A 15176-nucleotide genomic window follows, 5' to 3' on the forward strand; every position below is an offset into this window, starting at 1 on the left:
GGATAAAAGAGGTCGTTATGCAGTTATCCGGTGCACAAATCGTTGTACAAAGTCTCAAAGCGGAAGGCGTGGAATACGTTTTCGGCTATCCGGGCGGTGCGGTTCTCGAAATCTACGACGCCATCTTCCAGCTCAATAAATTCAAGCACATCCTGACCCGTCACGAGCAGGCCGCCGTTCATGCGGCCGATGCCTATGCGCGCACCAGCGGCAAAGTCGGCGTGGCGCTTGTTACGTCGGGGCCGGGTGCGACCAATGCGCTGACGGGCATTGCCACGGCTTATTCGGATTCGGTTCCGATTGTGGTCATTACGGGGCAGGTGGGCACACCGTCCATCGGTACGGATGCGTTTCAGGAAGTGGATACGGTGGGGATTTCCCGCCCGTGTGTGAAACACAATTTCCTTGTTACCGACATCAACGAGCTGGCCGTTACCATTAAAAAAGCCTTCCAAATCGCTGCCAGCGGCCGTCCCGGTCCGGTGGTGGTGGATGTTCCGAAAGACGTGACTCAGGCGATGGCGAAATTCAGCTATCCGCAGGAAGACGTCTTTATCCGCTCTTACCAGCCGGTGACGCAGGGGCATGTGGGGCAGATTAAGAAAGCGGTGCAGATGTTTGCTTCGGCCAAACGTCCGGTCGTGTATTTCGGCGGCGGGATTGTGTTGGGCAATGCGGCCAAACAGCTGACTGATTTTGTCCGCCTGACCGGCGCGCCTTGTGTGGGCACGCTGATGGGTTTGGGCGCATATCCTTCGAGCGACCGCCAGTTTTTGGGTATGCTCGGTATGCACGGCACTTACGAAGCCAATTTGGCGATGCAGAATGCGGATGTGGTTTTGGCTGTGGGCGCGCGTTTTGACGACCGCGTGGTTTCCGTACCGTCGAAGTTTTTGGAAAAACCGAAAAAAATCATCCACATCGACATCGATCCGTCCAGCATTGCCAAGCGCGTGAAAGTGGATGTTCCGATTGTCGGCGACGTGAAAAACGTGTTGGCCGAGATGATCGGCATCTGCGAGAAGCAGGAAACCCTGCCGGGGCGAGAGCATTTGGACAAATGGTGGCGCAGCATCGAGCAATGGCGCAGTCGCAACTGCTTGTGGTTTGACAACGAAAGCGAAATCATCAAGCCGCAGTATGTGGTGCAGAAACTGGCGGAAGTAACCGGCAATTCGGCGATTATCACTTCCGATGTCGGCCAACACCAAATGTTTGCCGCGCAATATTATCCGTTTGAACGCCCGCGCCAATGGCTGAATTCCGGCGGCTTGGGCACGATGGGCGTCGGCCTGCCGTATGCGATGGGCGCGAAACTCGCCGCGCCGGAGCAGGACGTGTTCTGTATCACGGGCGAAGGTTCGATTCAGATGAACATCCAAGAGCTTTCCACCTGTTTCCAGTACCATATCCCGATTAACGTGGTAACGCTCAACAACGGCTATCTGGGTATGGTCCGCCAATGGCAGGAGCTTTACTATGGCAACCGCGAGTCGGAAACCTATTTTGATTCGCTGCCCGATTTCGTAAAACTCGCCGAGGCTTACGGCCATATCGGTATCCGCGTTGACAAGCCCGCCGATGTCGAAGGTGCGCTGCTTGAGGCGCTCAATCAGAAAGACCGTCTGGTATTTTTGGATTTTATTACCGACAAAAAACAAAACGTGTTCCCCATGGTAGGCAACGGCAAAGGCTTGGACGAAATGGTGCTGCCCGCGCATATGCGCGAGACCAAAGCCGACAGCGACGTCAACGACGTTCACGACCGTGATTACGACACAAGGAGCGTGCCATGAGACACATTTTATCCGTTTTGATGGAAAACGAATCGGGCGCGATGAGCCGCGTGGTCGGCCTGTTTTCCGCGCGCGACTACAACATCGACTCGCTGGCGGTTGCGGCGACCGAAGACAAAACCCTTTCGCGCATGACCATCGTCACCCACGGCGATGCGACCGTTATCGAGCAGATTACCAAGCAGCTCAACAAGCTGGTTGAGGTTGTGAAAGTCGTCGATTTGAACGAAAGCCGTTTTGTCGAACGCGAGCTGATGCTGGTCAAACTGCGCGCGCAAGGCAAAGACCGCGACGAGTTCCTGCGCCTGACCGAAATCTACCGTGGTCATGTCGTGGACGTTACCGACAAGAGCTATACCGTTGAAATCACAGGTTCTTCCGACAAACTCGATTCCTTCCTCGAAACCGTCGGCAAAGCCGTCATCCTCGAAACCGTGCGCACCGGTGCGGCGGGCATCGGACGCGGCGAGCGGATTTTGAAGATTTGATTTTTAACATTTTCAGACGGCCTTACGGGTTTTCACGCTTGAGGCCGTCTGAAAAACTCTCTGAAGGATTTGCAATGAGTATTAAAATTACTGCTGTCATCACCGTCAAACCCGAATGCCGCCAAGAGCTGCAAGAGGTGTTCCAAGCGCTGATTCCGGCCAGCCGCCGCGAAGCAGGCAACATCCGTTACGATTTGCACCAAGATCTGCAAAACGAAAACCGTTTTGTATTTTTTGAAAATTGGCGCGACCAAGCCGCCGTTGACGAACACAACGCCAGTGCGCATTTTCAGGCTTTCGTCGACGCCATCGAGGGCAAAACCGATGTACTCGACATCATCGTGATGCGCGACGTTTCGGAAAACTCCGACTGATTCAAGCTGCGCCCGCCGCTGTTTGGAAACCGTTTTCAGACGGCCTGAAATACGCGGGTGCGGTTTTCAGCTTCCAACCAATCTTTTATTTTCAAAGGAAAAACAATGCAAGTTTATTACGATAAAGACGCCGACCTGTCTCTGATCAAAGGTAAAACCGTTGCCATTATCGGTTACGGTTCGCAAGGCCACGCACACGCCGCCAACCTGAAAGATTCCGGCGTAAACGTGGTGATCGGTCTGCGTCAGGGCGGTTCTTGGAAAAAAGCCGAAGCCGCCGGCCATGTGGTAAAAACCGTTGCCGAAGCGACCAAAGCCGCCGACGTAGTGATGATTCTGCTGCCCGACGAAACCATGCCTGCCGTTTACAAAGCCGAAATCCATGACAACCTGAAAGCAGGTGCGGTATTGGCGTTTGCCCACGGCTTCAACATCCACTACAACCAAATCGTGCCGTCTAAAGACGTTGACGTGATTATGGTTGCGCCCAAAGGCCCCGGCCACACCGTGCGCAGCGAATACCTCAAAGGCGGCGGCGTGCCCTCGCTCATCGCCGTTTACCAAGACCAAAGCGGCAAAGCCCGCGACATCGCCCTGTCTTATGCCGCAGCCAACGGCGGTACCAAAGGCGGCGTAATCGAAACCAACTTCCGCGAAGAAACCGAAACCGACCTGTTCGGCGAACAAGCCGTATTGTGCGGCGGCGTGGTCGAGCTGATCAAAACCGGCTTTGAAACACTGACCGAAGCAGGCTACGCGCCCGAAATGGCGTACTTTGAGTGCTTGCACGAAATGAAGCTGATTGTTGACCTGATTTACGAAGGCGGTATCGCCAACATGAATTACTCGATTTCCAACAACGCGGAATACGGCGAATACGTTACCGGCGTGGAAGTCATCAACAGCCAGTCCCGCGAGGCCATGCGCAATGCGCTCAAACGCATCCAAACCGGCGAATACGCGAAAATGTTCATCCAAGAGGGTAACACCAACTACCCGAGCATGACCGCTCGCCGCCGTCTGAACGCCGAACACCAAATCGAAAAAGTCGGCGCACAGCTGCGCAGCATGATGCCGTGGATTGCGAAAAACAAACTGGTTGACTTGGACAAAAACTAAATCAGGCCGAAGCAAATCCTAGAGGCCGTCTGAAAACTCTAAACGCATCGCAAGCAGAGTTTTCAGACGGCCTTTTAGTTTTTTAATAACAGTCTCAGGCCGTCTGAAAAAAGTGATGGTAGGTATTTGGAGTTCTTTATCTAAATATTCGTTTTAAATTATGCTTTAACTTGTCAGAGTAGAATTGATCCGATAATTTTGTGCAATCGTGTTGCTTATATTTATAGCGATTAACGCGTTGTGTTTAGTTATAAGGAACTAGTTATAGCGTATAAAGTTGATTTTCAAGATTTGTAAATTTGACTTTCATCAAATTACAGGCATTTGTAGATTCATATAATACGAATATTCGAGTATCGGTATAACGGGAATCATCATGTCCGTTTCAGAAATAAAAGGCGCGGGAAAAGGATTTTTCTTGCGAATAGCCGCTGTTTTGGCAACAGCGCTTTTCTTACTGACATTCAGTCTGCCCGCATCGGCAGAACGTTTGCCGGAATTTCTCCAAAAGGTTAAGCCGTCTGAAATTTTCCCGGGCGCAGACCGCTATGGCAAGCCCGAGGGCAAGCCTATGGTTGCCCGCGTGTTCAAAGGGCAGGAACAGGTCGGTTTGGTTTATATCACGACCGATGTGGTCAGTACGCGCGGTTATTCGAGCAAACCCATTGATACAATGGTGGCGCTGGCCAACGACGGTAAAATTGCCGGCGCCAAACTGGTGGCGCACAACGAACCGATTATGTTGATCGGTATCCCCCAATCGCGCGTGGATAAATTTATTTCCAACTATGTGGGCTTGAATTTTCTGAAAGATCCGCCCAAACCCGGCGTTGCGCCGGCGGATATTATCAGCGGCGCAACCGTGACGCTGATGGTGATTAACGACAGTATGCAGCGGTCGGTTAAAGCCGTTGCCCATCAATACAAACTGGGCACGGCTGAAGCCACAGCCGGCGCAGCCTCGGCGGCGGGAGACAAAGCAGTGTCAGGTGCGGCAGCCCAAGCGGCGCCGGAAGTGAAAACCCGTCCGCGCCGTGCGGTCAACCTGGAAAAACAGGATGTTCAGTCGTGGAACGCGCTCTTGGAGCAAAAAGCGGTTGCCAAGCTGCACATGACGGTTGCCGATGTAAACAAATTGTTCAAACAAAACGGCAAAGCCGGTTCGGCCGACCATCCCGAGCCGGGTGAGCCTGATGAAACCTTTATCGATATGTATGTGGCGCTGGTAAGTCAGCCTTCTATCGGTAAAAGCCTGCTGGGCGAAGCGGGTTGGCAGAATCTGCAAAACCGTCTGCAACCCGGTCGGCAGGCCGTCTTAATTGCCGGCGAAGGCCATTATTCGTGGAAAGGTTCGGGTTATGTGCGCGGTGGGATTTTCGACCGTATCGAAATGATTCAGGGCGAAACCACGTTCCGCTTTACCGATACGCAACACGAGCGCGTGGTGGCGCTGGCGGCAGAGGGCGCGCCTGCGTTTAAAGAAGTTTCTTGGTTTACTATTCCCAACGGCGTAGAATTTGACGCAGCCGAACCTTGGCGCGTGCAATTAATGATTCAGCGTGTGTTGAGCGTCAGCGACAAAGCGTTTGTTACAGCCGATTTGGATTACGAATTGCCCAAAGGCTATTACGTTGACGACCCGAAAGCCGAACCGGTCACGATTACCGAGCCTGTCGAAGCGCCGGCGCCTGCTGCCGATGAGGCCAAAGGCGCAGCCGCCCAAACCGCGGGCATTGCCGATGCCGCCAGCCGCGACGGCGAATCGGCGCAGCTTTGGAAACAGATTTGGAAGGCCAAACAAGGCCAGATTATCGTGGTCGGCATTGCACTTTCCATTCTGCTGCTGATTTTCCTGTTTCAAGACTGGGTGGTGCGCTATGAAAAATGGTACGACCGCTTCCGCATCGTATTTTTGACCTTTACGCTGTTTTATATCGGCTTTTACGCGCAGGCACAACTTTCGGTGGTGAATACGCTGACGCTGTTTTCCGCCATCCTGACCGATTTCCACTGGGAATTTTTCCTGATGGATCCGCTGGTGTTTATCCTGTGGCTGTTTACCGCGGCGACCATGCTGTTGTGGAACAGAGGCGTATTCTGCGGCTGGCTCTGCCCGTTTGGCGCGTTGCAGGAACTGACCAACAGCATCGCCAAAAAACTGGGCGTGAAACAGATTACCGTGCCGCATATGCTGCACACCCGCTTGTCAGCGGTCAAATATCTGATTTTCTTCGGACTTTTAGGAATTTCGCTCTACGACTTGGGTTTGGCCGAACATTTCGCCGAAGTCGAGCCGTTTAAAACCGCGATTATTCTGAAATTTGTCCGCGAATGGTGGTTTGTCGCCTTTGCCGTTGCGCTGTTGGTTGCCGGCCTGTTTGTCGAACGCTTCTTCTGCCGCTATCTCTGTCCGCTGGGCGCGGCGATTGCGATTCCGGGGCGTTTCCGCATTTTCGACTGGCTGCGCCGTTATAAAATGTGCGGCAATCCTTGCCAGATTTGTACCCACGAATGCCCCGTTCAGGCGATTGCGCACGAAGGCGACATCCATCCGAACGAATGTATCCAATGTCTGCATTGCCAAGTGATGTACCATCACGAAACCCGTTGTCCGCAGGTTGTGGCCGATTTGAAGAAAAAACGCCGTCAGGCAGCGGCGAAAGACGGAGGTGGCGAAACAGCCGCGGCGCAGGAGCAGGTTGTGCATTTTGTCAAACCCGCCCAAGCAGACAAGTAATCCAATCCATTGGTTTTCAATCCCAAACGGTAGGCCGTCTGAAAAGACCAATACCAAATTCATCTCCAAGGAGTTTTATTATGTCAGACGAAAAATTAGAACAAAACGGCCTGAGCCGCCGTTCGTTTCTGGGTACGGCCGCCGCATCGGGTGCGGGCATTGCCGGTGCCGGCCTGTTAGGCTTGGCGGGCTGCTCGAAAAACGAGGGTGGTAAACCGGCCGCTGCTTCAGGTGCTTCAGGCGAAGCGCCCAAAGCGAAAGCCGAAGCCAAACCGGGTGAACAGACTTCCGAAGTCGGCCCGGGCGAGCTTGACCAATACTACGGTTTCCTTTCAGGCGGCCAATCCGGCGAAATGCGTTTGTTGGGTGTTCCGTCTATGCGCGAACTGATGCGTATTCCCGTATTCAATATGGACAGCGCAACAGGCTGGGGACGCACCAACGAAAGCCTGAAAATCCTCAATGAGAACAATACGCCGGAAACAACTGCCTATCTGAAAGCCACCAACCAACGCTGCCTGCCCAACGGCGACCTGCATCACCCGCACCTGTCGTTTACAGACGGCACTTACGACGGACGATACGCCTACGCCAACGACAAAGCCAACAACCGCGTCTGCCGTGTGCGCTTGGACGTGATGAAAACCGACAAAATCGTGCAGATTCCGAATGCTTCGGGTATCCACGGCCTGCGTCCGCAACGTTATCCGAAAACCGGTTATGTATTTGCCAACGGCGAACATATTGTGCCTGTAAAAGATTACGGTACGCTGAATGATCCGAAAACTTGGTATTCCGTCTATACCGCCATCGACGGAGAAACCATGAAAATTGCATGGCAGGTTTTGGTGGATGGCAACTTGGACAACGGCGACGCCGACTACCAAGGCAAATACTCGTTTTCAACCTGTTACAACTCCGAGCGCGCATTGACCGTAGCCGGCGCGTCTGCTGCCGAACAAGACTGGTGTGTTGTCTTCAATCTGAAAGCGATTGAAGAAGCCGTAAAAGCCGGCAAAGCCAAAGAAGTCAACGGCGTCAAATTGTTAGACGGCCGCGCCGAAGCCAAATCCGACTTTACCCGCTACATTCCGACACCGAAATCACCGCACGGCTGTAACGCCTCTCCCGACGGCAAATACATCATGCTTAACGGTAAACTGTCGCCGACCGTGACCGTTTTGGATGTGAGCAAACTGGATGATTTGTTTGCCGGCAAAATCAAAGAGCGCGATGTTGTTGTTGCTGAACCGCAACTGGGTCTCGGCCCGCTGCATACCGCATTCGACGGCCGCGGAAACGCCTACACCACGCTGTTTATCGACAGCCAGATGGTGAAATGGAACATCGACGATGCGATTAAAGCCTACAAAGGCGAGAAAATCGATCCGATTAAGCAAAAACTCGACGTTCACTACCAGCCCGGCCACAACCACACTACCATGGGCGAAACCAAAGAAGCCGACGGCAAATGGCTGGTGTCTTTGAACAAATTCTCTAAAGACCGCTTCTTGAACGCCGGCCCGCTGAAACCCGAGTGCGACCAACTGATCGACATTTCCGGCGATGAAATGCGTTTGGTTCACGACAATCCGACCTTTGCCGAACCGCATGACCTCTGCCTAGTTGCGGCGTCTAAAGTGAACCCGAAAAAAGTTTGGGACCGCAAAGACCCGTGGATGTGGCAGGATGCCGTCGAACAGGCGAAAAAAGACGGCGTGGAGCTGGAAAAAGCCGCCAAAGTCATCCGCGAAGGCAACAAAGTCCGCGTCTATATGACCGCTGTTGCGCCTGCATACAGCGTGCCGCAGTTTGAAGTGAATCAAGGCGACGAGGTTACCGTTTATGTGACCAATAACGAAACCATCGAAGACTTGACCCACGGCTGGACATTGGAAGGCTACGGCATCGCCATGGAAATCGGCCCGCAGGCCACCGCTTCCGTAACCTTCAAAGCCGACCTTCCGGGCGTTCACTGGTATTACTGCCAATGGTTCTGCCATGCGCTGCACATGGAAATGTCAGGCCAGATGATTGTCAAACCCCGCTAAACAGGGCTTGTTGACCATCTGAACGACAGGCCGTCTGAATTTTTCAGACGGCCTTTATCGCAAAGTGGTTTGCAGAGAAACAGCCGCAGACTGTTTTGCGGTAAATCCGATCCGCACATCCATGCCGTCTGAAAAAAACGATCAAAACCTTATGCCGACACTGTTTGCCTATCTTTTCCGAAACGCCGCTTTTGCCGCGCTGGCCGCCGCCGCGTTTCAGACGGCCTCAGCCGCAGTCATTCAGGTTTCGCCGCAGGAAAATCTTGCCGAAGCCGTCAAAACCGCCCGCGCGGGCGACACGCTCAAGCTCGCTTCCGGCGTTTACAAAACCAAGCTCTACATCGACAAACCGCTGACCATCGAAGGGCCGAAAGACCGTTCGGCCGAAATTCAGGGCGACAAAACGGGGCGCACAATCGATGTGCACGCCCCCGACGTGACCCTGCGCAATCTGACCGTCAGCCAGTCCGGCCGCAGTCTGCCCGAGATGGACGCCGGTATTTTCCTTGACGAAACCGCCCCGTGCGCCAAAGTCGAAAACAGCAATATTTTTGAAAACTCCGTCGGCGTGCACATCCACGGCGCCAAAGATGCGCTGGTGCAAAACAACACCATCGTCGGCGACCACAAACTGCGCATCAACGAGCGCGGCGATGCCGTTGCCGTCTGGAACGCCCCCGGCGCAAAAGTCATCAACAACGACATTTCCAAAGGCCGCGACGGCATTTTTTCCAACACCAGCGCGTTTAATACCTATAAAAACAACCGCTTCACCGACGTGCGCTTCGCCGTGCATTATATGTACACCAACGACAGCGAAGTTTCTGACAACATTTCCGTCGGCAACAACATCGGGTTCGCCATGATGTTTTCCGACCGCATCAAAGTGCACGGCAACATCGCCGTCAAAAGCAACGACCAGGGCATCATGCTTAACTACGTCAACCAGTCGGAAATTTCCGACAACGTCATCTATGATGCCGGAAAATGCGCCTTTTTCTACAACGCCAACAACAACCAAGTCGTGCGCAACTATTTTGAAAACTGCAAAATCGGCATCCACTTCACTGCCGCCCCCGAAGGCACGGTCTTGTCGGAAAACTCTTTCGTCAACAACGAAAATCAGGTCAAATTCGTCGGCACCCGCTTTTTCGACTGGGGCGAAAGCGGGCGTGGCAATTATTGGAGCGACAACAGCGCGTTTGATTTAGACGGCGACGGTTTCGGCGACAACGCCTACCGACCCAACGGCATCACCGACCAAATCATCTGGCGCGCTCCCGTCGCCCGCCTGCTGCTCAACAGCCCCGCCGTCGCCATCATCAAATGGGCGCAGTCGCAGTTTCCCGCCATCCTGCCCGGCGGTGTCGCCGACAGCCGCCCGCTGATGCAACCCTACCAAAACGCCACCATGCCGGAATATCAAAAAATCAAAGACGACCTGATCAAACAGGCCGCCAAACACAAATCGCAATGGGCAGACCGGCAGGATATGAGTATGTAAGGCGGTCTGACGCTTCGGCTACGCTCAGCGCCAGAATTTTCACCGACGTCATTTCCGCGCAGGCGGGAATCCACGCTTGATACCCTGAAAATTTCTTTAAAACAGCATATTGCCCGTTTTTAAGTGTGGATTCCCGCCTGCGCGGGAATGACGATGGCGGGGGTATTAACCGTTTCAGACGGCATTCAAGCGGATTTTGCGAAGGGCTTGAATGTTTGTTTTGAACACAATGATGCCGTCTGAAAAAAATATCCGCTTTACAAACGACCCTCTTTTTTCAGGCGGCCCAACCCGCAAACCATGCCGTCTGAAAACCCCAAAACCCTACAAGGAACCCGCATGAGCAACCATGTCGAGCTGAAAAACGTAACCAAACGGTTTGGCGCGCAAAAGGCCGTTAACCAAGTCAATCTGGTGCTCAAAGCCGGCGAGAGCGTCGGGCTGGCCGGCCACAACGGCGCCGGCAAGTCCACACTCATCAAACTCATCCTCGGCCTGATTACCCCGAGCGAAGGCGAAGTCATGCTGTTGGGCGAACAAACCGGCAGCAAAGCCGGTGCGCCGGTGCGCAGCCAAATCGGCTACCTGCCTGAAACCGTCGCGCTGCACCCCTCGCTTACCGGCCTCGAAACCCTTGCCTTTTACGCCAAACTCAAAAAACAGCCGCTGACCAAAAACCAAGAGCTGCTCGAGCGCGTCGGCATCCTCCAAGCCGCCGGCCGCCGCGTCGGTACCTACTCCAAAGGCATGCGTCAACGCCTCGCCCTCGCGCAGGCGCTGTTGGGCGAACCCAAAGTCTTACTGTTTGACGAACCCACCACCGGCCTCGACCCCGCTTCGCGGCAGATGTTTTACGAAGTCGTGCGCGAACTCAACGGCAAAGGCGCCACCGTCCTCCTCAGCACCCACGCCCTCGCCGAACTCGACGGCCACACCGACCGCATCGTCGTCATGCGCAACGGTGTCAAAGCCGCCGACGGCAGCATGGGCGAACTCCACATCCAAAGCGGCCTGCCGCTCACCGTCAAAGCCCGCCTGCGCGACGGACGAGCCCTGTCCGACCGCTGGGACACTTCAGACGGCCTCAACTTCCGCGCCCAATGCAAAGCCGAAGAACGTATGAACCTGCTCGCCGAACTCGGCAGCCTCAGCGGTCTCGAATACCTCGACATCCATACGCCGACGCTGGACGAAATGTATGCCGAGTTTTTGAAGCGGGAAGACAAATAGGGCAGGGGAGAGGCCGTCTGAAAACGCCCACCATACGGCTGAGGTATTTGTTCAAACCCAAGCATCCCTCTCCCGCGGGAGAGGGGATGAGTGCGCGAAGCCCCAGACATTTCAGACGGCCTCCCCCCCACACACAAAATTGCCGTCTGAAAAAAACTACCGATTAAAAAATTAAGAAACTCCGCCAGAAAGCCCCCTATGAACCCGATTTGGATTATCACCGGAAAAGAAGTGCGCGACAGCCTGCGCAACCGCTGGGTACTCGCCGCCTCCATCCTGCTTGCCGCGCTGGCATTGTCGCTCGGCTTTTTAGGCAGCACGCCCACCGGTTCGGTTAAGGTCGATCCGCTGACCGTTACCGTCGTCAGCCTCTCCAGCCTGTCGATTTTCCTGATACCGCTCATCGCCATGCTGCTTGCCTACGACGCGCTTATCGGCGAAATCGAACGCGGCACGATGGCGCTGCTGCTCAGCTACCCGATTGCCCGCTGGCAGATTCTCGCCGGCAAATTCATCGGCCACCTGATTATCCTCACCATGGCCACCACCGCAGGTTACGGTTTTGCCGGCATCGCGCTTCAGCTCGCCGGCGACGGCATCGACGTTTCCGCGTGGGCGCCGTTTGCCATGCTGATTGCCGCCAGCGTCGTATTGGGCGCGGCCTTTCTGGCCATGGGCTACCTCATCAGCGCCAAAGTCAAAGAACGCGGCACCGCCGCCGGCATCGCCATCGGCGTGTGGCTGTTTTTCGTCGTCATTTTCGACATGGCGCTGCTGGGCGTTTTGGTTGCCGACGCACAGCAAAACATCACCGCGCCCGTCGTCGAAACCGTTTTACTGTTCAACCCCGCCGACATCTACCGCCTGCTCAACTTGACGGGTTATGAAAATACCGCTATGTATGCAGGTATGGCTGGTTTGAGCGAACAAATCAGCCTCAGCGTTCCCGTATTGCTTACTGCCCAAGCCCTGTGGGTGGTCGTGCCGCTTCTTCTGGCCGCATGGATTTTCAAAAAGAGACAAATATGAACAAACTTTTCCCTGCCCTCTGCGCCGCCCTGCTTTTGGCCGCCTGCGGCAGCAAAGAAAACACCGTCCCGCCGCCCGCGCCGCAGCAGATTACCGACGCCGCCGTCGGCCACTACTGCACCATGAACCTCAGCGAACACAACGGCCCCAAAGCCCAAGTGTTCCTCAACGGCAAGCCCGACAAACCCGTCTGGTTTTCCACCGTCAAACAAATGTTCGGCTACACCAAACTGCCTGAAGAACCCAAAGGCATCCACGTCATCTACGTTACCGACATGGGCAAAGTCACCGACTGGAGCAAACCCAACGCCGACACCGCATGGATAGACGCGAAAAAAGCCTACTACGTCATCGAAAGCGGCTTCATCGGCGGCATGGGCGCCGAAGACGCGCTGCCGTTTGCCGACAAAGCGCAGGCCGAAAAATTCGCCAAAGAGAAGGGCGGCAAAGTCGTCGGCTTCGACCAAATGCCCGAAGCGTATATCTTCAAATAGGCCGTCTGAAAAGCCCGGCGTTCCGCAAACCTGTCCCTCCCCGCGGGAGAGGGTTTGGGAGGGGGCAAAAATGCCGGAAGCGTGCCTGCGCCTGTTCACTTAAAACGGCCTAAACTTTCAGACGGCCTTTCTTTCCTCCCAAAACAACAGACCCAACCCGAGAATTCCCATAACCCAAACCGCCCGCCTGCTCCAACTCATGCACCATCTGCGCCGGCACCGCCGCCCCGTTTCCGCACACGCATTGTCTGAAGTGCTGAATAGCGGCTAAAAGACGCTGTCGAGAGCGGCAATCATGATTTGATTGTCGAGGCATTGGGGGATTTGCAGGGACTGCACACACCCAAATTTTACGCATTGCATAACGTCATTGACGAGTTGATTTATCCGACACGGGAGCTTAAAAATGAGTAACGCAAACACCGACCACAGCCGCGCGCTAAGAAAAAAATCGGCAGCCGCATATCAAAAAACACTTACCGCCGCCAACCGCCTTGAGATACGCAACAAGGACGCGGCAAAAATACAGGCCATCAAAGATAAGTTGGCACTCATTGACGGCAAGGACAACGCGGAAAAATTGATTTTGGCATTAGATAATTATCTAAAGTCTAAAAAATAATAATAAAAACGGAAACCGCCCGACTTGTGTAATGCACGGTCGGGCGGTTTCCTTTCGTTAATCCGATCCGTCCAGCGCCATACTGATAGCGTCCTGCAATCCCTGCGGCTCATGGCGACCACCTGATACCATGCCCGATGACAACGGGCGCACCGATTGGCGGCGCGGCGTCATGCTGGATTTGATACCCTCATAATACACATTAATCATCGGCAGCCATTGGGACGGCGGCAGATTGGTCAGATTTTTTTGCGCATCAGCGTGCGCACGCTCTACCGCGACATCGAAACTTTGCGCGCGCAGGGGGCGGACATCCGCAGCGAAGCGGGCGTCGGTTTCGTGTTGCACCAAGACGGCTTCCAACTGCCGCCGCTGATGCTGACCGAAGCCGAACTCGAAGCACTGGTCTTCGGCATCCGCTGCGCCGCGCAGCAGGGCGACAGCATGCTGGCGGATGCCGCCAAGTCCGCACTGGCAAAGGTTTATGCCGTTCTGCCCGACAGCCTTGCCGACCCCGCGCAGCATCAGGCGCTTTATCCGCTGCGTCCGCAGACGTCGGGCAGCGAAGCCGAAACCCGCGTCCTCGCCGCCGTACGTCAAGCCATGCGCGAAAACCGCAGCCTGAGCCTGCATTATTGCGACCTCAACGGTATGGGGACCGAACGCGTCGTCGTGCCCGTTGCGCTCGGCTATTTTGAAAACGCCCGCCTGCTCGCCGCATGGTGCACCCTGCGCCAAGATTTCCGCCACTTCCGCACCGACCGCATTTCCCGCCTTGAAAGCGGCGCCGTTTACCCCGTTCCCCGCCGTTTGCTGTTCCAACGCTGGCAGGTGCAGACCTGTGTCGATTTGAGCGGATTCGAGGTTTAGGAATATTTTCAGACGGCATTTGACACTTCAGGCCGTCTGAAAACCCTGCTGCCGTTTTCTGACACGCCGGGCTGCTATCATGACCGTGTTTCCACCACTTTCAGAAGCAAAAAATGTCCCGTTTCATCCTCTACACTACCACCCCGTCGCGCGCCGGCATCGTCCGCTGGATGCTCGAAGAATGCGGCGCCGATTATCAGGCCGTCGATGTCGGCAGCAACCAATCCGCACTCCTTGCCGTCAACCCGCTGGGCAAAGTCCCCACGCTGAAAGACGGCGGACATGTCCTGACCGAAACAGCCGCCATCGTCAGCTATCTGGCCGAACAGTTCCCTGAGAAAAACCTCATTCCCGCCCCGCAAAGCCCCGAGCGCGGCGATTATTACCATTGGCTCTGCTACGCCGTCAACCTCGAATATGCCGCCGTGGACAAAATGCGCGGCCTTACCACCGACGGCGTCTTCCCGGGTACGGTACGGAAAATCAAAAAAGCCATCGGCTACGGCGATTTCGACAGCTACCTTAACCTCCTACGCACGCATCTGCAAAACCGACGCTACATCGTCGGCGACGGCTTCACCGCCCTTGACCTCTATTTCACCGGCCTGCTCGGCTGGCTGATTCAGGCCGTACAGGCCGTCGCGCCCGAACCTGTCTTTATGGAATACCTGCAAACCCACTACACCCGCCCCGCATCCGTCCGTGCGCAGGAAGCGGAAGCCGAGGAAGCGGTAAAAGGGTAGGGCGTTTCAGACGGCTTGTGGCTTTGCAAAAGTTTCAGGCCGTCTGAAAAGTCCGGCGTTCCATAAACCTGTATCCTCTCCACGTGAGAGAGGGTTAGGGAGAGGGCTAAGACGCCTGA

General features: G+C 55.0%; 13 protein-coding genes. All 13 read left to right on the top strand.

Going from position 1 to position 15176, the window contains the following annotated elements:
• Window positions 1-17: 17 nt before the first annotated feature.
• On the top strand, window positions 18-1796 hold the full coding sequence (gene ilvB / locus BG910_RS09175; RefSeq protein WP_089036575.1) for a biosynthetic-type acetolactate synthase large subunit: 1779 nt from the start codon (window positions 18-20) through the stop codon (window positions 1794-1796).
• On the top strand, window positions 1793-2284 hold the full coding sequence (ilvN, locus tag BG910_RS09180; RefSeq protein WP_089036576.1) for an acetolactate synthase small subunit: 492 nt from the start codon (window positions 1793-1795) through the stop codon (window positions 2282-2284). The genes ilvB and ilvN overlap by 4 nt, the downstream gene beginning before the upstream one ends.
• Before the next feature lie 74 nt (window positions 2285-2358).
• Window positions 2359-2658, top strand: coding sequence for a putative quinol monooxygenase (locus tag BG910_RS09185; RefSeq protein WP_089036577.1), 300 nt, complete (start codon window positions 2359-2361; stop codon window positions 2656-2658).
• 105 nt (window positions 2659-2763) lie between these two features.
• Window positions 2764-3777: a ketol-acid reductoisomerase gene (gene ilvC, locus BG910_RS09190; RefSeq protein WP_089037218.1), complete on the top strand. Its 1014-nt coding sequence runs from the start codon at window positions 2764-2766 to the stop codon at window positions 3775-3777.
• Window positions 3778-4246: 469 nt separating this feature from the next.
• Window positions 4247-6514: a NosR/NirI family protein gene (locus BG910_RS09195; RefSeq protein WP_089037219.1), complete on the top strand. Its 2268-nt coding sequence runs from the start codon at window positions 4247-4249 to the stop codon at window positions 6512-6514.
• An 80-nt stretch (window positions 6515-6594) separates the two neighbouring features.
• A complete protein-coding gene (nosZ, locus tag BG910_RS09200) occupies window positions 6595-8565 on the top strand; it encodes a TAT-dependent nitrous-oxide reductase (protein ID WP_089036578.1) in 1971 nt (656 codons plus the stop codon).
• Window positions 8566-8716: 151 nt separating this feature from the next.
• A complete protein-coding gene (locus BG910_RS09205) occupies window positions 8717-10069 on the top strand; it encodes a nitrous oxide reductase family maturation protein NosD (RefSeq protein WP_089037220.1) in 1353 nt (450 codons plus the stop codon).
• Between the two features lie 300 nt (window positions 10070-10369).
• Window positions 10370-11299, top strand: coding sequence for an ABC transporter ATP-binding protein (locus BG910_RS09210; RefSeq protein ID WP_089036579.1), 930 nt, complete (start codon window positions 10370-10372; stop codon window positions 11297-11299).
• A gap of 198 nt (window positions 11300-11497) precedes the next feature.
• The gene (locus BG910_RS09215) at window positions 11498-12328 is read left to right on the top strand and encodes an ABC transporter permease (RefSeq protein WP_089036580.1); all 831 of its coding nucleotides are present in this window, start codon (window positions 11498-11500) and stop codon (window positions 12326-12328) included.
• A complete protein-coding gene (locus tag BG910_RS09220) occupies window positions 12325-12822 on the top strand; it encodes a nitrous oxide reductase accessory protein NosL (RefSeq protein ID WP_089036581.1) in 498 nt (165 codons plus the stop codon). The genes BG910_RS09215 and BG910_RS09220 overlap by 4 nt, the downstream gene beginning before the upstream one ends.
• A 406-nt stretch (window positions 12823-13228) precedes the next feature.
• The gene (locus BG910_RS09225) at window positions 13229-13444 is read left to right on the top strand and encodes a hypothetical protein (RefSeq protein WP_089036582.1); all 216 of its coding nucleotides are present in this window, start codon (window positions 13229-13231) and stop codon (window positions 13442-13444) included.
• A 249-nt stretch (window positions 13445-13693) separates the two neighbouring features.
• Window positions 13694-14314, top strand: a complete 621-nt coding sequence (locus tag BG910_RS09230) for a helix-turn-helix transcriptional regulator (protein ID WP_198344781.1) — start codon at window positions 13694-13696, stop codon at window positions 14312-14314.
• A gap of 113 nt (window positions 14315-14427) precedes the next feature.
• A complete protein-coding gene (locus BG910_RS09235; protein ID WP_089036584.1) occupies window positions 14428-15057 on the top strand; it encodes a glutathione S-transferase family protein in 630 nt (209 codons plus the stop codon).
• The last annotated feature ends 119 nt before the right edge of the window (window positions 15058-15176 follow it).

The sequence above is a fragment of the Neisseria chenwenguii genome (assembly GCF_002216145.1).
Classification (GTDB): Bacteria; Pseudomonadota; Gammaproteobacteria; order Burkholderiales; family Neisseriaceae; genus Neisseria; species Neisseria chenwenguii.